General features: G+C 28.2%; 26 protein-coding genes. 18 read left to right on the top strand and 8 right to left on the bottom strand.

Annotated features, from left to right (window positions below):
- The first annotated feature begins 3 nt into the window (after positions 1-3).
- The 4 genes from ACTTAU_RS03520 to ACTTAU_RS03535 are packed head-to-tail and all read left to right on the top strand — an operon-like array spanning position 4 to position 3,543.
- Positions 4-711, top strand: a complete 708-nt coding sequence (locus ACTTAU_RS03520; protein ID WP_438305499.1) for a methyltransferase domain-containing protein — start codon at positions 4-6, stop codon at positions 709-711.
- On the top strand, positions 690-1,391 hold the full coding sequence (locus ACTTAU_RS03525) for a formylglycine-generating enzyme family protein (protein WP_438305497.1): 702 nt from the start codon (positions 690-692) through the stop codon (positions 1,389-1,391). The genes ACTTAU_RS03520 and ACTTAU_RS03525 overlap by 22 nt, the downstream gene beginning before the upstream one ends.
- A 12-nt stretch (positions 1,392-1,403) precedes the next feature.
- Complete coding sequence (locus tag ACTTAU_RS03530; protein ID WP_438305496.1) at positions 1,404-2,867, top strand: DUF294 nucleotidyltransferase-like domain-containing protein; 1,464 nt, start codon at positions 1,404-1,406, stop codon at positions 2,865-2,867.
- A complete protein-coding gene (locus ACTTAU_RS03535) occupies positions 2,851-3,543 on the top strand; it encodes a 3'-5' exonuclease (protein WP_438305494.1) in 693 nt (230 codons plus the stop codon). The genes ACTTAU_RS03530 and ACTTAU_RS03535 overlap by 17 nt, the downstream gene beginning before the upstream one ends.
- Here ACTTAU_RS03535 and ACTTAU_RS03540 read toward each other — a convergent pair whose 3' ends face one another.
- A complete protein-coding gene (locus ACTTAU_RS03540) occupies positions 3,544-4,071 on the bottom strand; it encodes a cytochrome b (protein WP_438305492.1) in 528 nt (175 codons plus the stop codon).
- On the opposite strand from ACTTAU_RS03540, the gene ACTTAU_RS03545 reads away from it, so the two are divergent.
- The 3 genes from ACTTAU_RS03545 (at position 4,066) to ACTTAU_RS03555 (ending at position 7,620) form a co-directional block, all read left to right on the top strand.
- The gene (locus tag ACTTAU_RS03545) at positions 4,066-4,533 is read left to right on the top strand and encodes a c-type cytochrome (protein ID WP_438305491.1); all 468 of its coding nucleotides are present in this window, start codon (positions 4,066-4,068) and stop codon (positions 4,531-4,533) included. The genes ACTTAU_RS03540 and ACTTAU_RS03545 overlap by 6 nt on opposite strands.
- A 121-nt stretch (positions 4,534-4,654) precedes the next feature.
- The gene (locus ACTTAU_RS03550; RefSeq protein ID WP_438305490.1) at positions 4,655-7,084 is read left to right on the top strand and encodes a GcvT family protein; all 2,430 of its coding nucleotides are present in this window, start codon (positions 4,655-4,657) and stop codon (positions 7,082-7,084) included.
- 2 nt (positions 7,085-7,086) lie between these two features.
- Entirely contained in the window at positions 7,087-7,620 is a 534-nt protein-coding gene (locus tag ACTTAU_RS03555) for a hypothetical protein (RefSeq protein WP_438305488.1), read from the top strand.
- A 313-nt stretch (positions 7,621-7,933) separates the two neighbouring features.
- Here the strand turns inward: ACTTAU_RS03555 and ACTTAU_RS03560 are convergent, their stop codons facing one another.
- Positions 7,934-8,791, bottom strand: a complete 858-nt coding sequence (locus ACTTAU_RS03560) for an NAD(P)-dependent oxidoreductase (protein WP_438305487.1) — start codon at positions 8,789-8,791, stop codon at positions 7,934-7,936.
- Positions 8,792-8,835: 44 nt separating this feature from the next.
- On the opposite strand from ACTTAU_RS03560, the gene ACTTAU_RS03565 reads away from it, so the two are divergent.
- Together ACTTAU_RS03565 and ACTTAU_RS03570 are read left to right on the top strand one after the other, a co-directional pair.
- Positions 8,836-9,015, top strand: a complete 180-nt coding sequence (locus tag ACTTAU_RS03565) for a hypothetical protein (protein WP_438305486.1) — start codon at positions 8,836-8,838, stop codon at positions 9,013-9,015.
- A gap of 9 nt (positions 9,016-9,024) precedes the next feature.
- Complete coding sequence (locus tag ACTTAU_RS03570; protein WP_438305484.1) at positions 9,025-9,891, top strand: NAD(P)-dependent oxidoreductase; 867 nt, start codon at positions 9,025-9,027, stop codon at positions 9,889-9,891.
- Position 9,892: 1 nt separating this feature from the next.
- Here ACTTAU_RS03570 and ACTTAU_RS03575 read toward each other — a convergent pair whose 3' ends face one another.
- From ACTTAU_RS03575 to ACTTAU_RS03585, 3 genes are read right to left on the bottom strand one after another with little or no spacing between them, the layout of a single operon-like run.
- Positions 9,893-10,957, bottom strand: coding sequence for a tartrate dehydrogenase (locus ACTTAU_RS03575; protein ID WP_438305483.1), 1,065 nt, complete (start codon positions 10,955-10,957; stop codon positions 9,893-9,895).
- 25 nt (positions 10,958-10,982) lie between these two features.
- A complete protein-coding gene (locus ACTTAU_RS03580; RefSeq protein WP_438305480.1) occupies positions 10,983-11,900 on the bottom strand; it encodes an alpha-E domain-containing protein in 918 nt (305 codons plus the stop codon).
- A gap of 3 nt (positions 11,901-11,903) precedes the next feature.
- Positions 11,904-13,343: a circularly permuted type 2 ATP-grasp protein gene (locus ACTTAU_RS03585; RefSeq protein ID WP_438305478.1), complete on the bottom strand. Its 1,440-nt coding sequence runs from the start codon at positions 13,341-13,343 to the stop codon at positions 11,904-11,906.
- Between the two features lie 104 nt (positions 13,344-13,447).
- On the opposite strand from ACTTAU_RS03585, the gene ACTTAU_RS03590 reads away from it, so the two are divergent.
- From ACTTAU_RS03590 to ACTTAU_RS03620, 7 genes are all read left to right on the top strand, one after another.
- Positions 13,448-14,173, top strand: a complete 726-nt coding sequence (locus tag ACTTAU_RS03590) for a 20S proteasome subunit A/B (RefSeq protein ID WP_438305476.1) — start codon at positions 13,448-13,450, stop codon at positions 14,171-14,173.
- A 69-nt stretch (positions 14,174-14,242) separates the two neighbouring features.
- Positions 14,243-14,758, top strand: a complete 516-nt coding sequence (locus ACTTAU_RS03595) for a pentapeptide repeat-containing protein (protein ID WP_438305474.1) — start codon at positions 14,243-14,245, stop codon at positions 14,756-14,758.
- Positions 14,751-15,041 carry a hypothetical protein gene (locus ACTTAU_RS03600; protein WP_438305473.1) on the top strand — a complete coding sequence of 97 codons (291 nt, stop codon included), beginning with the start codon at positions 14,751-14,753 and terminating at the stop codon, positions 15,039-15,041. Before ACTTAU_RS03595 ends, ACTTAU_RS03600 begins: the two co-directional genes overlap by 8 nt.
- Positions 15,042-15,237: 196 nt before the next feature.
- Positions 15,238-16,680, top strand: a complete 1,443-nt coding sequence (locus tag ACTTAU_RS03605; RefSeq protein ID WP_438305471.1) for a sodium:solute symporter family transporter — start codon at positions 15,238-15,240, stop codon at positions 16,678-16,680.
- A gap of 28 nt (positions 16,681-16,708) precedes the next feature.
- Complete coding sequence (locus tag ACTTAU_RS03610; RefSeq protein WP_438305468.1) at positions 16,709-17,629, top strand: radical SAM protein; 921 nt, start codon at positions 16,709-16,711, stop codon at positions 17,627-17,629.
- Positions 17,630-17,638: 9 nt separating this feature from the next.
- Positions 17,639-18,328, top strand: coding sequence for a TVP38/TMEM64 family protein (locus ACTTAU_RS03615; RefSeq protein WP_438305465.1), 690 nt, complete (start codon positions 17,639-17,641; stop codon positions 18,326-18,328).
- A 135-nt stretch (positions 18,329-18,463) separates the two neighbouring features.
- Positions 18,464-19,777 carry a DUF2064 domain-containing protein gene (locus ACTTAU_RS03620; RefSeq protein WP_438305463.1) on the top strand — a complete coding sequence of 438 codons (1,314 nt, stop codon included), beginning with the start codon at positions 18,464-18,466 and terminating at the stop codon, positions 19,775-19,777.
- Between the two features lies 1 nt (position 19,778).
- Here the strand turns inward: ACTTAU_RS03620 and ACTTAU_RS03625 are convergent, their stop codons facing one another.
- Together ACTTAU_RS03625 and yghX are read right to left on the bottom strand one after the other, a co-directional pair.
- Entirely contained in the window at positions 19,779-20,525 is a 747-nt protein-coding gene (locus ACTTAU_RS03625; protein WP_438305462.1) for a sterol desaturase family protein, read from the bottom strand.
- 11 nt (positions 20,526-20,536) lie between these two features.
- The gene (gene yghX, locus ACTTAU_RS03630; RefSeq protein ID WP_438305461.1) at positions 20,537-21,427 is read right to left on the bottom strand and encodes a YghX family hydrolase; all 891 of its coding nucleotides are present in this window, start codon (positions 21,425-21,427) and stop codon (positions 20,537-20,539) included.
- Positions 21,428-21,512: 85 nt separating this feature from the next.
- On the opposite strand from yghX, the gene ACTTAU_RS03635 reads away from it, so the two are divergent.
- Together ACTTAU_RS03635 and ACTTAU_RS03640 are read left to right on the top strand one after the other, a co-directional pair.
- Positions 21,513-22,448 carry an ABC transporter ATP-binding protein gene (locus tag ACTTAU_RS03635; protein ID WP_438305460.1) on the top strand — a complete coding sequence of 312 codons (936 nt, stop codon included), beginning with the start codon at positions 21,513-21,515 and terminating at the stop codon, positions 22,446-22,448.
- On the top strand, positions 22,438-23,205 hold the full coding sequence (locus tag ACTTAU_RS03640; protein WP_438305458.1) for an ABC transporter permease: 768 nt from the start codon (positions 22,438-22,440) through the stop codon (positions 23,203-23,205). Before ACTTAU_RS03635 ends, ACTTAU_RS03640 begins: the two co-directional genes overlap by 11 nt.
- Here ACTTAU_RS03640 and ACTTAU_RS03645 read toward each other — a convergent pair.
- Complete coding sequence (locus ACTTAU_RS03645) at positions 23,202-24,341, bottom strand: glycine cleavage T C-terminal barrel domain-containing protein (RefSeq protein ID WP_438305457.1); 1,140 nt, start codon at positions 24,339-24,341, stop codon at positions 23,202-23,204. The two genes, ACTTAU_RS03640 and ACTTAU_RS03645, sit on opposite strands and share 4 nt — an antisense overlap.
- Between the last annotated feature and the right edge of the window lie 22 nt (positions 24,342-24,363).

Genomic DNA, 24,363 nt, shown 5'->3' on the forward strand with positions numbered 1-24,363 from the left:
ATTATGAAAGCAATTAAAAATTGGGACAATAAAACATGGCTATCATCGAAAGCTTATATTAATTCATTCAATAAATTTTTAATAAAAAATGCTAATCTGAAATCAAATTCAAAAATATTGGATATTGGTTGTGGCAGAGGAAAAATCTTAGGAAATTTATCTACTAAACTAAAATTAAAAAATAGGCCAATTGGTATTGATATAGAAAGTCATAAAGATAAAGATAAAAAAATTTTCTTCAAAAAAATTGATGGAATTAACTTTTTTAAAGCAAATAACAAAAGATTTGATTTAATACTAATTAAGCAAACTATTCACTTGTTAAAGATGAGTGAAATAAAAAAACTAATTAAATTTTGTAAAAATAATCTTTTACCTGAAGGACAAATATTTATTTTTACTCTAGATCCTGTAACAAATGAAATACCAACATTTAAAAAGATGCACCTAAAACTGAAGCAGTCTCTTAGTAAAGATAAGAAAATTTTAAATTTCATAATCAAGACTAATAAATGTATTAGTAAAAAATTTATTTATAAAGTTAAGATTAAAAAACAAAAATATTTGAAAATGGTTAAAGATAGATATATTTCAACTCTACTTGATTTTAATTTAAAAGATATTGAAAAAGGTTGTGAAGAAATAAGACTAAAGTTTAAAAATGAAATTAAATTTAGAGATAAATTACAATGTATAGTTATAAAAAAATAATTCTAACATTTTTAATTTTTATATATCAAAACATATCTTATGCGTTTGTTAATGAAAAAATTGATTTTGAAAAATTTTCTTTAAATAAATATGAAATTACAATTAAAGAATTTAAAAGATATGCAGTAGCAAACAATATAATTACTGAGGCAGAAAAAACAGGTGGTGGATATGAATGGGGTGCTGGCTGGGAAAAAAGAAATAATTGGAATTATCAAACCCCTTATGGAAAAAAACCAGTTTCAGAGTTAGAACCTGCTGTTCACATTAATCGTTTTGAAGCTGACAAATATTGTAAATATGTAGGTGGACGATTACCAACTTTTAAAGAATGGTCTTTTGCAGCGTATACGCAAAACTTTAACTCAGATAAATTTAAAAAAGGCACAACCTATAAATATCCAAGTGGTAATGAGGCTAAAAATATGAATTCACAGGGTCTATTAGATTATAATAAGCATGTTGATGTAACTACTTTACCTGTTGGAATAAATGGACTGGTTGCAATGGGGGGCAATGTTTGGGAGTGGATAGATGATCAAAGAGGCCAAAATTCTTTAACCGCTGGTGCATCTTGGTGGTACGGAGGATCAAAGACTTCAAAAAGTGGAGCACAATATAAACCCTCAGATTTTTATGCAATCTATGTAGGTTTTAGATGTGCATTTGATACTAATTAATTATATTTAAGAATGTTTAAAAGATCCAACAGTGTAGATTTGTTTACAAATAAAGTCATGGACTACATGACTGATGATTATGTTTTAGTTGATAAAGAAAAAACTGTTAAAAACTCAATTGAAAAATTAAGAACAGAAAAAAAATCAACCATTATTGTAGAAGATAATAAAAAAGTAATTGGAATTATTACTGAAAAAGACATCCTAAAAAGAATTGCATTTACATCTAATGATTTAACTAAAGTAAGTGAAGTTATGACAAGTCCTGTAAAATTTGTTTATGAGGATGATCTATTATTTCATGCAGTAGGTAAGATGCGGAAATTAAATTTAAATCATCTTCCTGTTTTTGACATGGGTTTAAAAATATTAGGAATGATAGATATGAATACAGCTCTACAAGCTGAATTAGGTGATGTTGTTAATCAAATAGATAATATGACTTATGATGAACAAGATGTATCGGGTTTGATAAAAATCAAACAACAACAAGTAGTTCTTGCTGAAAATATGTTAGATAGAAATGTTTATCCGGGTGATATCTCATATCTTTTGAGTTTTTTAAATAATGTGATTTATCGAAGAGCAATAAGGCTTGCTGAAAAAAGAGTAGCTGAAAAAAACATCATTAAAGATATTCCTGATTTTTCAGTGATTGTTATGGGATCAGGTGGAAGAATGGAAAGTTTTTTACATCCAGATCAAGATAATGGAATTATTTATGAAACCAATGATGAAGATCCAAAAAAATTAGATTTATATTTTGAGGAGCTCGCAAAAGATTTCACTAAAACATTGGACGATTGTGATATTCCTTTTTGTAAAGGTGATCTGATGGCAAGTAATCCGTTATGGAGAAAAAGTTTACCAGAATGGAAAAACCAAGTTAGTCAGTTTTTAGATAATCATACTCCACAAGATATGAGACATATAGATATGCTATATGACTTTAAATCTGTTTATGGAAAATCTGAACTTGCTGATGAATTAAGATTTCATTTAAATGAAAAACTTCATGAAAAAAAATTATTAAAATTTTTATATTTTAGTGAGGAAGAAAGTGATGCAGCAATTGGTTTTTTTGGTCAATTTATTCTTGAAAAAAATGATGAAGAAAACATTGGTTTATTAAATTTAAAACACACTGGAACCCTGCCATTAGTTGAGAGTATCAGATTATATTCAATTAAACATAAAGTAACCAAAACCTCTACATTTGAGAGACTAGATGAGCTCAATAAACTTAAAGTTTTAAATGATGATGAAACTGATTTTTTCAAAAATGCTCATCGTTTTATGTCGAGCATTTTACTTAAAAATCAGGTTGAAAGAACTAAACAAGGTTTAACTATTAAAAATTTTATTAACCCAAAATCATTACTTGAAAGAGAAAAAAAAGTTTTAAAAATTTATCTTAAAAAAATAAGAGAATTAAAGCAAAGGGTCAGAGTAGATATTGGTGAAGAGTATTTTTAATAAAATTAGATATTATTTTGAAAAACAAAAATTATTTAATCGAGTATCATTAGAACAATCTAACTTTTCTATTTTAGATACTGAAACAACAGGATTAAATGTTTCAAAGGGTGATAAAGTCATATCTGTTGCTTCTTTAAAGATTAATAATTTTAAGATCCAAGAGGACTTGTTCTTAGATGAATTGGTAAATCCTCAAATCAAAATTCCAGGAGAGTCGACAAAGATCCATAATATTAAAGATGAAGATGTTAGGGACAAGCCAACTCTAATTGAAATTGAAGATAAAATATTAAAATTTTTAAAAAAAAGTGTCTTAGTTGGTCACAATATTGACTTTGATATAAATTTTTTAAAAAATAACGCTAAGGGCACAAATCTTGCAAATCGCATGAAGGTTATTCAGCCAATTGACACAATCTTTTTAACTGCAGGACTTTATCCAGATTTAGAAAGCTATGAATTATCAAATTTATGTGAATATTTTAATATTCAAACAGATGATCAGATAAGACATTCTGCATTAGGTGATTGTAGAATAACAGCGAGATTATTTTTATTTCTATTAAATAAAGCTAAAGACCAAGGTGTGAAGAATATATCAGGATTAGTTAAGCTTTGTAAAAGAGGTTTAAGTTTGCATCATATTATAAAGAATGCAAAAAATATTCATTAATCATAGGATTTTTTTTAAAATATTTTCTTTAAAAATATAACGATGAACTATCACTGCTAATATGTGCAAGGATATCAAACCTATCAAGGTATAATTAGCCAGAATATGAACATCATAAAATTGATCTGCCAAATCAAAATTATCTTGAATTTGAATATCATTAAAAAAAAGATTTAATTTTTCACCATTAAATAGTTTTTTCAAAATTCCTGAAATAGTAATTGTTAATACTGATAAATAAAGCAAGACATGATTTAGTTTTGCTATAAATTTTTGACCAAAAAAACTACTTGTTATAATTTTTGGTGTTGGATTTAAAAAGTTATTTAAAAGTCTTAAAAGAACCAAGTAAAATATACTTAATCCAATTATTACATGAATATTTTCTATATTTATTCTTGTCTTTCCAAAATCTAAATCAACTAAGTAAAATCCTAATGGAATTTGAACAAGTAAAAGTAATGCCGTTAACCAATGAAATAATTTTGAAATAAAACCATACTCTGATACTGTATTAGTTATATGCACAATTTATTTAATCATATATTGAAGTACTTACGCAACCTTTTACTATTCAGTATAATAAGTTTTTTTAGCTTAAATGCTTTAGCAGAACAATCTGTTGAAGATATTATTAAAGGAAGACAACAAATTTTTGATAGAAATTATACAATGGCAAAAAGAGTTCAGGCATTGTCTGAACAAGGTAAATTTGATGAAGCTATAAATCTAATGGTCAGAATGAATGAAGGTTATAAAAAAGTTATTAATATGTTTCCTGAAAATACCAAAAAAGGATTTGGAACTGAGGCCTTACCAACAATATGGGAGGATAAAGAAAACTTTAATCAATTGATGGTTAAAACTTCAGATGACTTAATAAAACTTACTTCTTTAATAAAAGAGACAGACAATATTGAAGCTACATTAGGTCAGTTTATGTGGGGAAATTGCAAAGCTTGTCACAATAAGTTTAGAGAAGAACATTAGTGACTTTAAAAGAAAAACTTATAATAGAGTTTAGGCCTATAATTGTTGCGTTATTTTTCATATTTGTATTTTCTAAAATTTACAACTACTTCTTCTAATTAATCAAAATAAATACTCATATATGTCTGAACTACAATCTCATGCAAAACTTGTAATTATTGGTGGCGGTATAATGGGTGTAAGCCTATTATATCATTTAACTAAAGAGGGTTGGAGCGATGTTGTTTTAATTGAAAAAAGTGAATTAACTTCTGGTTCAACTTGGCATGCAGCTGGTCAATGTCCTCATATGTTGAGCAGTTTAAATCTTGCTAAAATACATCTTCATTCAACAAATCTTTATAAATCTTTAGAAAAAGAAACGGGACAACCAACAGGTTTTCATGAAACAGGAAGCTTAAGACTAGCTTATAAAAAAGAAGATCTTCAGTGGTTTCATTATGTAAAAGGAATTTTAGATATAGCTGGATCTCCTTGTTCTATTATTTCAACAGATGAAATTCACAAATATCATCCATTTATAAAACTAGATGGAATACTTGGAGCATTTTATACACCTGAAGACGGTTATACCGATCCAACTTCAACTACAAATGCAATGGCAAAAGGTGCAAGAGATAATGGTGCTAAGATTTATAGAAAAAATAGAGTAACTGATATTGAACAATTACCAAGTGGTGAATGGAAAGTTATAACTGAAAAAGGAAATATAACTTGTGAACACGTTGTAAATGCTGCAGGAAGTTTTTGTCCAGAAGTCTCACAGATGGTTGGGATAAAAAATGTTCCAAGTATCAATATGGTTCATCAATATTTAGTAACAGAGGCTCATCCAGAAATTGAAAAATTAGATAAAGAACTTCCAGTTGTTAGAGATCCAGACTCATCCTCATATCTAAGACAAGAGGGTAAAGGATTATTAATTGGACCTTATGAAAAAGAAGTTGCTGCTTGGGCATTAGATGGAATGGATTGGAAGTTTGATATGGAACTTTTAGAACCAGATTTAGATAGAATTGAAAAATATTTAGAAAAAGGAATGGATAGAATTCCACAATTTAAAGATGTTGGAATTAAAAGAATTATTTGTGGACCTATTACTCATACACCTGATGACAATTTTCTAGCAGGTCCTGCACCAGGACTAAAAAACTTTTGGATGTTTTGTGCAGCAAGTATTGGGATAGCACATGGTGGTGGAGCTGGAAAATATATGGCTCAATGGATTGTGAATGGTGACAGTGAAATTAATATGATGGAGTTTGAGCCTAGAAGATATTTAAATTGGGTTAATAAAAAATATTCTGTTGAAAAATCAAAAGAACAATATGGGAGAATGTATGTAACACCAATGCCTCATGAAAAAGTTGAAGCTGGAAGACCAATGAAAACATCTGGGGTTTATCAAACATTAAAAGATAAGGGTGCAGAATATTATGATTTGTATGGTTGGGAAAAACCAGATTGGTTTAATGCCGATAAAATTAAAGAGGAGTTAAGTTATAATAGAAATAATGTTTTTCCTTATATCCAAAAAGAATGTGAGCATGTTCATAATCATGTTGGGATTTTAGATTTAAGTACTTTTTCAAAATATGAAATAACGGGAGAGGATAGTTATCAATTTTTAGATCGATTATGTGTTAATAGAATTCCAAAAAAAGATGGAAGTATTATATTAACTCACACATTAAATCCTATTGGTAGAATTCAGAGTGAATTTACAATCACAAAAGTTAAAGAAAATTATTACTACGCATTATCAGCAGCAGTTTCTGAAATAAGAGATTTAGATTGGTTTAATCAAAATAAATTAGATACTGAAAAAGTAACAATTAAAAATGTTTCATTAGAAAAAGGGGTGCTTGGTTTAATTGGTCCAAAATCAAGAAATGTTTTATCAAAAGTTACAAATACCGATTTATCTAATGAAAATTTCCCATGGTTAAAATCAAAAGAGATAAAAATTAATGATATTGAAGTTTTAGCATTGAGGGTAAATTATGCTGGTGAGCTTGGATGGGAGCTTCATGTTCCAATGGATAAAATGAGTGAGGTTTATGATTTATTATTTAAAGAGGGACAAAGTGAAAATATAATTGATTTTGGTTCAAGAGCTCTAAATTCCATGAGAATGGAAAAAGGTTATAGAGGTTGGGGATCAGAATTAACTCCAGAAATAAGTGTGGTTGAGGCAAGTTTAGATAAATTCTTTAATTTAGATAAAAAAGATAATTTTATTGGATCAGATGCAGTTAAAGAAAGATTAAAAAAAGGTATTGATACAAAATTAGTTTATTTAGAAGTGGATGCAAAAGATGCTGATGCTCATGGTAATGAACCTGTATATTTTAACAATAAAAGAGTGGGGCTTACAACATCTGGCGGATATGGCTTCAGAGTGAAAAAAAGTTTAGCTTTTGCTTATGTAAAACCAGAGACTGCTAAACTTGGTAATGAATTTTCAATCGATATTCAAGGCAACAAAATTAAAGCAAACATTATTAAAGAACCTGCTTTTGATCCTGAAAATTTAAGATTAAAATCTTAATTATGATACCCAAAAAAGTGCGAGAGCATCTTGAAGAATACATTAGTCAAGAAGTGTATGTCCAAATAGCTGTTATTAAAGGGAAAGAAAAAGGTACAACTAAATCAGCAATTAATAAATATTTTAGCTCAAATCATTTTAAGGATTTATCTGATGGTAGACCATATGATCATTTTATTGATGGGCTAAAGGATAAATGTCTTGTTAAGTTAATCAATTCACCCATGAGAAATAAAGAAACTGAAGACGAGGTGATTAAAGAATTACAGTCAAAGTTGAATAATTTAAGCGAAGACGAATTAAAAGACACATATTGGGAAATTGAAACAGGTGAATATTTATCAGGTAAACAAGTAAAAGAACTTGAGAATGAAAGAGACCAAATGATTAAACAATTAGATCTTGAGAATAATTCAAATAAAACTGATGAGGTTTATGAAACTATAATTGGGTTTTGTAAAAAATATGAAGTGCTTTGTACTAAAAAATATCCTGAAGCACCTTTACCTTTAGAAATTTTGAAGTCTTTTAATTAATTTGAGAGGTTCGCTCTTTCAGTCTCTTCACCAAAAGAGCTCCTCTATGTTGCCTCTTTGGCATTTAAATCCGATTGGATTTTTGTTTTCGTTTTTTCGTATTTGAAGATCTTCAGTTATGTGTCAGGTGGTGTAAGTTTAATCATAATAACCTCCTTATTTATTAAGTTAATTATAATTAAAGCTTTTATCAATTAATTTATTTTAATTTTATGCAAATATATTTCTTGAATACAACCTGATGCTTTAGTAGATTCCCGGTATCAGAATTTACTTCCCTTTAAACGAGAATAGAAAAAATTTTTTTTAAAAATTATTTTTTATTTATTAATTCACTAATAAAATTTTCACCATAACCATCATCAACAGCTTTTTGAAAATAGTTTTTATTTGTTTCTGCAACTTTTTCTGCTTCAGGGAAATTTTTTAATAAATCTTGTATATAAGTTAAATCTTTGACTGAGTTTTTTGTAGTAAATTTAAAACCAGTAAAATCTCCTTCAAGTAAATTATCAAAAACTCGATTTAAAGCTGCTGAATTGCCTGACCCTAGTTTAGCAACTTCAAATAATTTTTTCATATCGAGACCAAATTCTTTTCCCGTTTTTGCTAAATGATTGATTAGAGCAGCATTTCCTAAAGTTAAAAAATTATTTAATAATTTTGATTTAGCTCCCATTCCAACTGGACCAAAATGAAAGTAATTTTTACAGAAATTTTTTAAATATGGCTCTGCAATTTTAAAGTTTTCATCAGAAGCACCAACAATACCCCCTAGAATACCTTCTTCAGCTTGGACAGGACCACCCATTACAGGACACTCTATATATCTAATATTCTTATTTTTATAGATTTCCTCTGTTTCAATAGATCCACTTTTATTATGAGTTGTAATATCTATAACTAAACAATTAATACTTAGTATTGAGGATAATTTTTCAGCAATTTCTTTTGCAATTGGTGTATTTGTTACACATTTAAATAGTACATCTAAATTTTTATCTTTAAATTCATCAAAATTTTTAACTTCAATTGCACCTTCACTAACTATTTTTTCAATTGGTTCTCGGTTTTTATTTGCAACAACAAATAATTTGTGACCTGCTTTTAAAATGTTTTTGGCTATTCCATAACCCATATAACCAACACCAATGAAGCCAATATTTTTCATATTATCAAGTTTACATGATTAATGAATATGTATAAAGTTTATTCATGAAGTACTTATGTGCATTAAAAGATTTATTAATTAGCCTTGTTGCATCTACTATAATAATTTATGGATTAAATATTGTTGCTGGGTTTGCAGGTGCAGATTATACATTCACTAATGGTGAAGCCTTTATAGTTTGGATCTTAATGGCGATATTAGTTAATAATTGTTTGAAGAGATAAATCTTTTAAATGAAAATTGCATTTATTGGCACTGGCCTTATGGGCTTCCCAATGGCCAAAAATCTTCTTGAAAAAAATTTAGAATTGAATGTGTTTAGTAGAACAATTGAAAAAGCTAAACCTCTAGAGAAATTTGGTGCAAAAATATCTAATTCACTAAGCGAAGCTATAAAAGGTGTTGATGTGGTCATCACAATGTTAACTGATGATGATGCTGTTGAAAAAGTTTTAAGTGACCAAGACTTTCAAGAAAATTTAAAAAAAGAATCTACAGTTGTTGATATGTCGTCGATTAAACCAAAAATTGCCATCAAATATGGAAATCTCTTGAAAGATAAGGATGTCAATTTTTTAGATGCACCAGTTTCAGGTGGAACCATTGGTGCTGAACAGGCAACTTTAGCCATAATGGTTGGTGGAGATCAAAAAATTTTCGATCAAGTTAAAGATATTTTGAAAGTTATGGGAAATCCAACATTAGTAGGTCCTATCGGAAGCGGACAAGTATCAAAACTAGCCAATCAAATAATTGTAGGGGTAACCATTGGTGCAGTTGCTGAAGCAATTACATTATGTGAAAAAGCAGGAGTTGATGGTAATAAATTTATTAAAGCCTTAGAAGGTGGATTTGCTGATGGTAAAATTTTGCAAAATCACGGAAAAAGAATGATTGATAAAGATTTTTCACCTAAAGGAAAAGTTTCTACACACTTAAAAGATATGAACAACATATTAGAATGTGCAGGTGATTTTAGTACTAAATTGCCAATATCAAATTTAATTAAAGATATGTTCAAATCTTTAGTTGAAAATGGAAATGATAATGATGATCACAGTGCTCTTTATAAAGAAATTGAAAGATTAAATAAAAATTAAATTATAAATTAGATCTAATTGCTTCTGAACATTCAATTGTATTAGAGTTACCACCAAGATCTTTAGTCCTAAATTTTTCATTACCTAAAGTTTTTTCAATTGCATTTTCTATTGAGTTAGCAGCTTCTTTTTCACCAAGATAATCCAACATCATTGCTCCTGACCATATTTGACCAACTGGATTAGCAATACCTTTACCTGCAATATCTGGTGCAGATCCGTGCACAGGTTCAAATAAAGAAGGAAATTTATTTTCTGGATTAATGTTTCCTGATGGAGCTATTCCAATCGTTCCAGTGCATGCAGGGCCTAAATCAGACAGAATATCTCCAAATAAATTTGAAGCTACCACTACATCAAACCACTCTGGATTAAGAACAAATCTTGCAACTAATATGTCAATATGAAATTGATCAGTTTCTATGTCAGGATAATTTTTTTTCATTTCATTAAATCTTTCATCCCAAAAAGGCATTGTGATTGAAATTCCATTTGATTTTGTTGCATTAGTAAGTTTTTTTCTTTTTCTAGTTTTAGCTAATTCAAAAGCAAATTTTTGAACTCGATCTACACCATGTCTTGACATGATTGTTTCTTGAATTGCAATTTCTCGATCAGAATTTTTATACATTCTTCCACCAACAGAAGAGTATTCACCTTCAGTATTTTCTCTTACAATTAACATATCAATATCGCCTGGTTTTTTATTTGCTAATGGAGGATTTACTCCAGGAAAAAGTTTTACAGGTCTAAGATTTATATATTGATCAAACTCTCTTCTAAATTGAAGTAACGATCCCCATAAAGAGATATGATCTGGAACTTGATCTGGCATACCAACTGCCCCAAAGAATATCGCATCATGTTTACCCAATTTATTCTTCCAATCATCTGGAAGCATTTTTCCATGTTTTTTATAATAATCACATGAAGCAAAATCATATTCTTCGAAATTAATTTTAAATTGATGTTTTTCAGCAGTATCTTTTAAAATCTTTATACCTTCAGGAACTACTTCTTTACCAATTCCATCTCCAGCAATACATGCAATATTATATTCTTTCATAAATTTCTTTTATATGTTTTTAGTATTAAGAAAAATAATTTTTTTGAATTTGATTATTCAAAGTGTTCAATTTTTTTAATATTTTCTCTAAAAATAATAAAAAATTATCTAAATTATCTGTTTTAATTTTATATCTATTTATATCTTTTTTAATTTCTTTAACATTTTTAATTAAATCATTTTTTTTTGATATTCTATAAGTTGCCCTTTCTATTTGATTTAAGTTCCAATTGATAGATCTTGGAAAGGTATTGGTCTTTAAGAAAAAATTAATAATATCTGAGATAGATATATCTTGCTGAGAATATTGACGATAAGCTTGAAATGCTGAAATTGATTTTAAAATATTAATCCATTCAAGAGTTAAATATTCATACCCTTTTTTATGTTGTTTAGATCTAAGTACTTGTGATTGAAGTATTCTTATCATCATATCAGTTCGCTCTAGAAACCTTCCTAATCTTAAAAATTGATAATCTATATTTCTCTGCATTTCTAAATCTGTTGAATACATAAAGTTTTGTGAGCCTTGAATGATATTATTAAGCAGATTTAAGTTATTTTTTTTGGAATTTTTTTTAATTATTGATTTATTAAAGGTTATTAATAATTCATTTAGTTTAAGTATTGATTGTTCAGGTAAAATATCTCTCACTACCAATGAATTTTCTTTTGAATAAAATAAAGAGTTCACTAATGAAGATTGATTTTTTTTATCTTTTATAAAATAGTCAATTATTTTTCTTTCAGAATATTTCTTATTTAATTTTAAATAATCTTTATTTAATTCCATCACAGTTAATAATGGTTTCCATGAAATTTCATCTTCAAGAGCTAAATCTAATTGAAGTTCACTTGTTGTTATTAATAATCTTGATGTAAAATTGGATCGTTCTAAATAACGTGACATCCAATATAGTAATTTTGCTCTTCTACTTAACATAATTTAAATATCTAAAATCCAGGTATCTTTGCTGCCTCCTCCTTGAGAAGAGTTAACAATCATACTACCTTTTCTTAAAGCAACACGTGTTAATCCACCTTGTGTAACGTAATTGTTTGCACCTGATAATATAAACGGTCTTAAATCAATATGTCTTGGATCTAATTGATTATTTATTAGAGTAGGTGAGGTAGATAAATTTATTAAAGGCTGAGCAATATAATTTCTCGGGTTTTTTTTGATCTTTTTTATGCAATCATTTTTTTCTTTGGTTGAAGCTGTTGGTCCCATTAAAATTCCATAACCTCCTGACTCATTTGCAGGTTTTACAACTAATTTTGATATATTTTTAATCACATAATCTCTTTGTTTTTTTTCATGACATAAAAAAGTTTCTACTTGATTGATTAAAGGTTCTTCGTTTAAATAAAATTTAATCATTTTTGGGACATAGCTGTAAACCACCTTATCATCAGCCACACCTGACCCTGGAGCATTCAAAATACTTATATTGCCTTTTCTCCAGGCTTTAAAAATTCCCGGGATTCCTATTAAAGATTTCTTATTAAAAACTTTTGGATCTAAATATAAATCGTCAATTCTTCTATATAAGGAATGTAATTGTTCTTTGCCACCAACAGTTTTCATATAAACTTTATCATTTTCTACATATAAATCTGAACCTTCGACTAATTCGACTCCCATCTGTTGTGCAAGATATACATGCTCAAAATATGCAGAATTATAAACACCTGGAGTAAGGATAGCCAATTTAGGATTTTTTTTATTTTTTGATAATGATCTCATGCAAGAAAATAGTTTTGAACAATATTCATCCACTGGGCTTATCTTTTGTTTTGCAAATATCTCTGGAAAAACACTTTTCATAACCATTCTATTTTCAAGCATGTATGAAACACCTGAAGGAACTCTTAGATTATCCTCTAAAACTAAAAATTCTCCATTAATGTCTCTAACAAGATCTGAGCCACATATATTAGCCCATACTTTAAATGGTGGTTTAACTCCTAAACATTCTTTTCTAAAATTTCCAGACTCAAAAATAATTTTTTTTGGGATTATTTTTTCTTTAAAAATTCTTTGCTCATTGTAGACATCATTAATAAAAAGATTTAGAGCTTTAACTCTTTGAATTAAACCCTTAGAAATTTTAGACCAATTTTTCTTTGTGATTATCCTTGGAATTATATCTAAAGGCCAATAGTGATCCGCAGGTTTATCTTCAGAATAAACTCTAAAGGTAATTCCTCTTTGACTGATTGCATTTTCGGAATTTTTAACAGTTGTTAACAGTCTTTTAGTTGAATACTTCCCAATAAAATTCGAAATTTTTTTCGACTCTGACCTAAGTTTATTTTCTGATGTAACATATTCATCAAATGCATTAATTGCCTTATATGAATTCCATGAAATTTTAGGCATTCATATTTAAAGCATATAAAATCTTAAAAAACATTTAAAAATAAGTAAATTTGACTTACAAAATAGTCTTTTTAAACACTTATTTATATATTAGATAGATCACGATGACTTATTGCATAGGAATTAACGTTAATGAAGGAATGGTATTTGCATCAGACTCTAGAACAAATGCTGGATTAGACGATATTAATACTTATAGCAAAATGTTTAATTATGCTGTTGGAGATAGAAATTTAGTAATTGTTACCTCTGGAAATTTAGCAACATCACAAGCCGTCTTCAGTTCTATTAAAAAAGATTTAGAAGCAAGTAATCCTATTACTAGTCTTAATACCTGCACAACTATAGAAGAAGTTGCAAGTTATGTTGGATCATTAACTGTAAAACATTCTTCTCCTCAAGGAATTAATGAAGAAGTTTTGCAATTGGGTTCATCATATATTGTTGGTGGACAAATAAAGGACCAGAAATCTGAAATTTATTTAGTTTACCCTCAAGGTAATTATATCAGACCTTCAGAGGCAAGACCTTATTTAATAATTGGAGAAATTAATTATGGTAAACCAATTTTAGATAGAGTTTTAAAACCAGAAATATCATTAGGTGACGCAGCAAGGTGTGCTTTGATTTCAATGGACTCAACTATCAAGAGTGACCTTAGAGTTGGTCCTCCTATAGATTTTGTCGTTTATAAAAAAGGTCTTATTGAACCAATTTATATAAATAAGTTTGAAATTAATGATCCAGAATATTCTTCAATCACAAGTAGTTGGTCGCAGAGTATAATTAGAGCATTTGAAACTTTTCCAAGATTTAATTGGGAAAAATAATTTCATTAAGAATCTATTAATCTAATTATCTATTATTGAAGAGATAATTTTTTTTTGTTACGATTTGTTATGAAAAAGTTCCTAATAGTAATTTTTTTTACTTTTATAAATATAAATCATTCTTTTTCTGCTTGTGATGATCCTTTAGGAGATGGTGTAGATTATTCTTTTTGTCAATTTTCAGAGGAGCAAGATTTAAGTAGAGCTTATGCTCCGAATTCTGACTTATCTTTTATAAGTTTTATAAAAGTTAATTTAGATAAAGCTATTTTGATGAATACGAATTTATCCAACGGTAATTTTGCTGAAGCTTCTTTTTTTAGAGCAAATTTGTATGAAGCAAATTTAGAGGGAGGAAACTTTGAAAAATCAAATTTTACAAGTGCAAACCTTACAAGAGTTAACTTTAAAGGCTCTTCTTTAATTGAAGCAAATTTTAAAGATAGCAATCTATTTGGTTCTGATTTTACAGGTGCAAATATAACTAATGCTTCTTTTGAGGGAGCAAATTTGAATAATTCAATATGGATTGATGGTTCAAAGTGCAATCTAGGTTCAATTGGTGTATGTAGCAATAATGACTAATTCAATAAAAACTGATGACGTTATCTTTAACTTTTTCAAACAAATTTGTGATGAAAAAGATGATCAAAAATGTGTTGAGCTTGGTAATGATTGGATTAATGCAATGGAGACAAATTTGAATAACATGGAGGCTAATTTAGAAGAAGCAGACAAAATTAAACATAAAGATGATATTAAAAATAACCGAGATCATTTAAATAGTTTAAAGGGTAAAAATTCATCTGAATGGAGAGAATATGCTACCCAATGTATGGTCGAAATTATGGATAATAAGACACAATAAATGAGTAATCAGGAAAAAGTATTTATAATGATTTGTATCTCATTGATAATTTTTACTCTTTATTATCTTGGTGATAAGTACATATTCTAAATATCTTTTAATTTAATATTAATTAGCGTATAAAACTCCTAAGGGGTGTCATAATTGACTGAGAATATACCCTCATAACCTGTCCGGTAATTCAGAAAGGGAGAATATGGATAAAACATACTTTATTAGCCAATCAACTTCATTAAGTCTTGTAATAATAATAAGTTTAATCTTTACAGTTTTAGGTCTTTATCATTCACAAAAATTTAAAGGACTTAACAATTATTTAACAGCAAATAGAAATATAGGTTTATTTTCCTTAACAACTAGTATGGTTGCATCTGCATTAGGTGCCTGGATTTTATTTGGACCTGCTTCCGCTGCTACATGGGGAGGTATTGGTGCTGTAATTGGATATGCTTTAGGTACAGCTTTTCCAATGATTTTCTTAATTTATCTAGGCCAAAAAATTAGAAAAGATTTTCCAAAAGGTTCAACACTAATTGAGTTTCTAAGAAAAAAATTTGGAAAAAGTTTGTTCAAATTAATCCTATTAATGATCGTTTTTTATATGTTTATTTTTTTATGTGCTGAGGTAACAGCAGTTGCAATATTAATTAACTATATATCTGGCACAGAGTTATGGATTACATCTTTGATAATTTTAATTGGAACTTTGACTTATACTTTATATGGAGGCTTAAGAGCCTCAATATTTACTGATAATATTCAAATGATTGTAATTGGAGGTCTACTTGTAATTTCAGCATTATATCTAATTAATTTTACTGGTGATCAATTTTCTTTTTCATATGTGCAAAGTAAAAATCCCCAATTATTAAGTGCCAGTTATATTCCAAATTTCACAGCTGGATTTACTTTTTTTATTGCGGTTGCTGCAACAAATCTATTTCATCAAGGAAATTGGCAAAGAGTGTATGCAGCAAAAAATAATGATGTTTTGAAAAAAAGTTTAATAATTTCTTTTATTATCATTATTCCAATTGTATTTTTTATGGGTTTCACAGGACTTGTTGCAATATCAGCTGACCCAAAAGTAGTACCTGATCTTGGTTTTTTTTCATTATTACTAAAAGAACAAACGAAACTTTTATCTATAATAATTGTAATTCTTGGTTTAGCTCTAACAATCTCAACAGTTGATACGTTGATTAATGCAATATCAAGTTTGATTATTGTAGATGGGAAAGCAACTTTTAATTTAGATAAAAAAACAAACTATTTAGTCTTTTCTAAATATATTATTATTGTTTTATCAATCATTGCTTTTATTGTGGCTTCAAAAGGATTTAGCGTGTTGTATCTATTTCTGTTAGCAGATCTTTTTTGTTGCGCTTTTGTTTTAACAGTATTTTATAGTTTTTATAATAAAGCGATTAATGAGAAGACTGCTTACATATCAATTCTAATAGGTTTGATTGGTGGATTTTTATTATTTCCATCGCCAGATTTTTCTAAAAGTTTATTAGTTGGTATTTTAATGTCTAAAGAACTGTTTGCACCATTTGTGTCACAATCATTATTGTTTTTATCGTTTATTGTTGCAACGTTTTTGCCAGTAGTCATTTTTAAATTAAAAAAGTTTTAATATATTTTGACAATGGTTATAAAAGCTTGTGAACAATTTAATAAATAACAAGTTCAAAAACCCAAAATTTACAGCAGATGGAAGTGATAGAGCTTTTGTTGAAGCTGAAAAAATTAAAACATTATGGTTTAATACAGGAACACTTTGCAATATTGAATGTAAAAACTGTTATATTGAATCTAGTCCTAAAAATGATCGTCTTGTTTATTTAACTTTTGATGAAGTAAAAAACTTTATTGATGAAGCGATAGAAAAAAATCTCGGAACCCAGGAAATTGGTTTTACTGGCGGTGAACCCTTTATGAATAAAGATATTATTAAGATGATTGAATATTCTTTATCAAAAGGTCTTAAAACACTTGTTCTATCTAATGCAATGAAGCCTATGCTAAACAGAGTTGAAGAGATTAAAAAGGTTAATCATAAAAATTTGACCATAAGAGTTTCGATAGATCATTATGAAAAGTCAAAACATGAAGAGATTAGAGGAAAAAACACTTACGATATAATGATGAAGGGTCTTAAATGGTTGGATGAAAATGATTTTAATTATGCTCTTGCAACAAGACTTTTATGGAATGAAACAGAAGAAGAGCTAAGAAAAAATTTTGGAATATTTGTAAAAAACAATCACTTAAAATTAAACACTAATTCTAAACAGGAATTAGTAACTTTTGCAGAAATGGATGAGAGTGTTGATACACCTGAAATTACTACTTCATGCTGGGAAATTTTAAAAAAAGACCCAAAAGACATTATGTGTTCATCTTCTAGAATGGTAGTTAGAAAAAAAGGTTTAAAGAAACCAAGTGTCATTGCTTGCACGCTTCTTCCTTATGATGATGAATTTGATTTAGGACAAACCTTGACAAATTCACTTCAGAAAATATACCTCAACCACAAACACTGTTCAAAATTTTGTGTTCTTGGTGGTTCAAGCTGTAGCTAAAGTTTAATAATGAAAAAAAATCGAGGTAAAATATTTTTTGGTTTAGTATTTTTTACAATTATAATTGTAAGTTATTTTACTGATCTTAGTGAAATTCTATCATTTGAAATTATCAAAGATACTTATCAGGATATTAAGATATTCGTTAATAATAATTACACAATTTATTATTTAACATTTTTCATTTTATATATAGTTGTAACTGCTTTTGCTTTACCAATTTCACTTCTTAAAACTTTATTAGCTGGAGCTTTGTTTGGATTTTGGCCTGGATTGATACTGGTATCGTTTGCAAGTTCTATTGGATCTACTTTTTGTTTTTTATTTTCACGTTATGCACTTAGAGCTTATACGCAAAAAAGATTTGCGTCATATTTAGAAAAAGTTAATAAAGGAATAGAAACTGATGGATGGTTGTATCTTTTATTTTTAAGGTTAAGCCCAATTTTCCCTTTTTTTATAATCAACTTAGTTTTTGGATTAACTAAAATGCGAACACTTGAATTTTATATTGTATCCCAAATTGGAATGTTCATAGGAACGGCTCTTTTTGTTAACGCAGGTGCTCAAATAGCTAATTTAAACTCTTTAGAGGAAATTTTGACTTTAAAAGTTATTTTGTCACTGACCCTATTAGGATTATTCCCAATATTAATTAAGTTTATATATAAGAAGTTTAAAAATGACAGACAAGATTGAAAAATACATAAAAACAGAATGTGGTATTACGGAATACCATCGTTTACGTGCTTTAGCTAAAAAAGGTATTTTTTATAAAATTCGATTTTATTGGTTTGTTACGATTGGCACTTTAAGAGACTTATTTAAGTAAAAATGAAAGTTTCAGTAATTATTCCGATTGGTCATAAAGATCAAAACTTTACATTAATTAACCAAATCAAAGAAAAATTTGAAAGTTTTGAGATCATCGTTGCTGCTTCCTATCAAAACAATGAAGCAAAAAAACTTGAAGATAAAGTAGATCAATTTTTATCTATTCATAATTCTACAAGATCTAAAGCACTTAATGTAGGTGCTGAAAATGCCAAAAATGAGATCCTGTGGTTTCTTCATCTTGATAGCAATATTTCTTTAATTGATTACTTGGATTTTGAGAAAGTAAACGATCAAAAAATTAATACGTTTTTATTAAAATTTGATGATGAAAAACTAAAATATAACTCAGTTGGAGCAAATTTAAGAACTAAATATCTTAATCTTCCTTTTGGAGATCAATCTTTCATCATTAATAAGAAGTTGTTTAATTTTATAGGTGAATTTACAGAGTCTATTGATAAGGGTGAAGATCATGAGTTTATTTGGAAAGCAAAAACTATAGGTGTAAAGGTTAATATTATTTCTAATTATATTTTAAGTTCAGCAATCAAATATAAAGAACATCCTATACTTCAAACATTTAATACTGTTAAAGACACAGTTTTACAAATCTTTAAATTTTACAAGCCAAAGAAGAAATATGTAATTTGTCATTTCTTAAAAGATCCTAAATCTCCAAAATCTAAAACTCGATTAAGGAAAGATTTATCTGATGATTTTGTTAACGAGCTTAATGAAAACTTAATTGAATTATTATCAGAGAATATAAAACAAATTAAGAAAAATAAATTTATCTATCAAATTTCAGTATCTGAAAAAGATCATAAAGATTACGCATATAAATTTTCAAGAATGACAGATGGTTTATATTTTACATCCCAAAATGAACTTGGTGCTTCAATGAAAGAAGTAATTGAGTTTAATCTTAAATATTTCAAAAAAGTTGTGATTGTAGGAACTGATATTCCTTTTTTATCAGCTAAAGATATTACTGATAGTTTAAAATCTTCACCAGCTAAAAATGTTTTTTATCCTACACTTGATGGAGGTTTTTGTTTACTTGCAACATCGGATGATAAAATTTTAGATATTTTAGATAAAGTGAAATATGGAACTGATACTGTTTTATCCGATCTTACAAAAAATGTCTCAAAGTTATTAATAGAGAATAAATTTTATCAAGATATAGATGTTAAAGAAGATCTTTTTAAAGTTTACAAAGATTTAAAAGAAAAAGTTTACTCACTAAACCCAACTTTAAAAAAACTTTATACTTTACTTTACTCTAATCAGAAAAAATTTAGTGAATAATTTATTTTTTAATTGGTCTTAAAATTAAATTTAATAAATTTTGTTCACTATCTCCTTGGACACCAATTGGCATACCAACTTTTCTAATAAAATTAGATTTTGAATTAAAAATTTTATCCCACCAACTAAATATAGTTGAGTAATTTGCATCAGTTTCACTCTGACGTTTATGATGATGAACCCAGTGAATTGAAGGAGTTACAATTATATAAGATAAGTATTTTTCAAATTTTTTTGGAAGATTAATATTTGAGTGATGAAAAATTGAACTAATTAAAATTATTGCTTCTATTAAAAGTAAATTAACTAAAGAAATATTAAACAGGATTATCAATAAAGATCTCACTAATGCACTTAATATTACTTCACCAAAATGAAATCTTACACCAGATGAAATATCTAAAGTTTCATCTAGATGATGAACATGATGAAATCTCCATAAAAATGGTATTTCATGATTTAATCTGTGCCACCAATATAAAAAGACATCAACTATTATAAGATGAAACAAAAAAGAAATGATTAAATTATCAAATTTAAACAAACTATGAACTTCAAATTGGGTTGCATAAATTGTAATAGGTAAGATTATTATTGGTGTAATTCCAATATTTACTAACCAGAAAAAAATATTTTTTGAAATTCTAGATACTTTTTTTTTAAATTTGATTTTTTCTTTTGGATATAAGTACTCTAATAAAAGAAAAAAAATTATTCCAACAGATACTATTAGACTTTTAAATACCATTAAAAAACAGACTAAGCTAAATGCTTGTTAAAAAAAGTAATCGTTCTGTCCCAGGCTAGATTTGCATTCTTTTCATCATAACGAGGAGTGGAGTCGTTATGAAATCCGTGATTACAATCTTTATAGATATGAGATGTATAATCTTTTTTATTATTTTTTAATGCTGCTTCATATTCTGGCCAACCTTTATTAATTCTCTCATCTAATTCAGCAAAATGAAGAAGAAGAGGAGATTTTATTCTTGGAACATCTTCTGACTTTGCTTGACTGCCATAGAAGGGAACAGAAGCAGATAGCTCAGGGTAAGCAACTGCAAGTGCATTACAAACTCCACCACCGTAGCAAAATCCAACTGCACCAATTTTTTTAGTTGTATCATCATGATTATATAAAAATTCAAAACCATTGAAAAAATCATTTAATAATTTTTCACGATCTATTTTTCTTTGCATTTCTTTACCATCCACATCATTACCTGGATAACCACCTAAGCTACTCAAACCATCAGGTGCAAGAGCAATAAAGCCTGCCTTTGCAACTCTTCTTGCAACATCTTTGATATATGGATTTAATCCTCTATTTTCATGTACAACTAATACTGCAGGAGTTTTATCATTAGCTTTAGTAGGTTTTACATAATAGCCCTGAACATCGCCATTTCCATTTTCGCTTCTATACGTTATGTAGTTTGCTTTAATATCAGGATCATTAAAACTTACCTGTTCAGCAAGAGCATAATTAGGGGCAAGGCTATTGAAAATAGTTAAGGCAGTTACGCCAGCGGCAGCATACTTACCAGCTCTTTTTAAAAATTCTCTTTTGTTAATTTTTCCATGAGCATAGTGATCATAAAGTTCTAAAATTCTTTGATCAAAATCTTTAGCAGTTAATCTATTTTTCATAACTTAAATCTTATATTATCCACTAGTTTTAGCAATTCCTCTTATTGCATTCTATACAATAAGGATTATATCTTTCCCATCTACAATGTCAGAAAATCAAATAATAATAGAAAACTTGTCAAAAACTTATGACAATGGATTTAGTGCACTTAAAAAAGTTAATCTTAATATAAAAAAAGGTGAGATTTTTGCAATGCTTGGACCAAACGGTGCAGGCAAAACTTCTTTAATAAGTATTATATGCGGAATAGTTACTCCAACTTCAGGAAAGGTAACAGTCGATGGTTTTGATATTATTGAAAACTATAGAGATACCAGATCTAGAATAGGGCTTGTACCTCAAGAATTAACATTAGAAAGTTTTGAAACTGTATTTAATAATGTTTCTTATACTAGAGGTTTATATGGAAAAGCACCTAACCCAAAACATATTGAGAAAATTTTAAAAGATTTAAGTCTATGGGATAAAAAAGATCAAAGATTAAGACAATTATCAGGTGGTATGAAACGAAGGGTTTTAATCGCAAAAGCATTATCACATGAACCATCAATTTTATTCCTAGATGAACCAACTGCAGGTGTTGATGTCGAGTTAAGACAAGATATGTGGAAGGTGGTTGAAGGTTTAAGAAAAACAGGTGTTACAATTATTTTAACTACTCACTATATAGAAGAAGCAGAAGCTATAGCAGATAGAGTGGGTGTTATTAATCAAGGTGAAATTATCATTGTTGATCAAACAAAAGAATTATTAAAGAAAATGGGTCATAAAAAATTAACAGTCGATCTTCAAGAAAAACTACCTGAAATTCCTAATAGTTTAAAAGAATATAACTTAGAATTAGGTGAGGATAAAATGTCAGTAAATTACACATATAATGTGCAAGCAAAACAAACAGGTATTACTAATTTACTTCAAGATTTAAAAGATACAGGATTAAAATTAAAAGATTTAAAAACAGAGCAGAGTACACTTGAGAAAATTTTTGTAAGTTTAGTTAAGGAGGATAATGAAATTTAATTTTTACGCATTTAAAGCAATTTATCTTCATGAAATGGATAGATTTAGAAGAACAATGATGCAATCATTGTTTTCTCCTGTTTTATCAACTTCACTTTACTTTATAGTTTTTGGCTCAGTTATAGGTGGCTATGTTGAAAATATAGATGGCATTAGTTACGGCTCTTATATTGTTCCAGGTTTACTGATGTTAACACTATTAACTCAATCAATCAGTAACACCTCATTTGGTATATTTTTTCCTAAATTTAATGGAACAATTTATGAAATTTTAGCAGCACCAATTTCTACATTTGAAATAGTAATTGCATTTGTAGGGGCTGGGGCAACAAAGACTTTAATTGTTGGAGTAGTTATATTTATCACTTCAACCTTCTTTGTTGATGTACAAGTAATGCATCCATTATTAATGATCTTTTTATTAATACTGGTTGCTTTTACATTTGCATTATTTGGTTTTTTAATTGGTTTAATGAGCTCTAACTTTGAGCAAATGTCAATTATTCCAACACTAGTAATCACCCCAATGGTATTTTTAGGTGGAAGTTTATATTCATTAGATATGTTGCCACCTTTTTGGCAGACAGTTACTTATTTTAATCCAGTTGTTTATCTAATTAATGGTTTGCGATTTGCTTTTTATGGTGTCTCAGACTTTAATATTTGGATCAGCATTACTTCTATGGTTATCTTTTTAATTGCTTGTGTGACAGTGGTTTCTGTCCTACTTAAAAAAGGCTACAATATTAAAGCTTAAGAAGAAGCAATTTTTTTCTTTGGATCGTAAAAAGGTTTTTCAACAATTGTACAATTAAATTTTTTATCATCAGTAGAAACTTCAAATTTATTACCAATTTCAGAATAATCAATATCAACCATTCCTAATGCAATATTTTTTTTAAGTCTTGGTGAATAAACTGCAGAACTAATTTTTCCAATTTGTTGATTATTTTTTTTAATTGGCCAAAAAGTTGTATTTGGTCCTTCAAGCGGATCACAATCTAATTCTAAACCAACTTGTTTTCTTTTAATTCCATCTTGTTTGATTTTTTTTAGAGCTTCTTTGCCAATAAAATTAGCTTCCATATCTAAATTAACCAATCGATCAAATCCTAGTTCAAAAGGGTTAGTGTAAATATCAGCATCAGCATGATAAGAAAGCATTCCTCCTTCAATTCTTCTAATAGTTGAAGTATGACCTGGCTGAAGGCCATGTTCTTTACCCGCTTCCATTATTTTTTCATATAATTCATTTCCTCTTGAACCATCTCTTAAATAAATTTCATAACCAAGCTCACTTGACCAACCTGTCCTTGAAATTATTAAAGGTATTCCATCTAAATTATACTCTCTTAACCAATAATATTTAAGATTTTTGATATCCTCACCGAATAATTTAACCATAATTTCACCTGAGGTTGGACCTTGTAATTGCAATGGTGAAACATCTGGCTCAGAAATTTTTACATCTAGACCTGAATTAATAGCAACGCCTTGAGCCCACAATAAAATATCACTATCTGCTAAAGATAACCAAAAATGATTTTCTGCTAATCTTAAAAGAACAGGATCATTTAAAATTCCACCATCATTGTTTGTAATTAATACATATTTGCATTGTCCAACTGAAAGTTTTGAAAGATCTCGAGGTGTTAGGATTTGAGTAAATTTAAAAGCATCAGGCCCTGTAATTTCAACTTGTCGTTCAACAGCCACATCACAGAGAATTGCTTTTTCTATTAAATTCCAAAAATTTTGTTCAGGACTGCCAAAATCTCTTGGAATATACATGTGATTGTAGACAGAAAAGCCTGTTGCACCCCATTTAACAGTAGAATCGAAGTATGGTGATTTTCTTATTTGAGTTCCAAAACCAAAGTTTTTATTAGTCATACAAACACATAACACTCTGGAT

The organism is Candidatus Pelagibacter sp. HIMB1505, from assembly GCF_052047915.1.
Classification (GTDB): domain Bacteria; phylum Pseudomonadota; class Alphaproteobacteria; order Pelagibacterales; family Pelagibacteraceae; genus Pelagibacter; species Pelagibacter communis_A.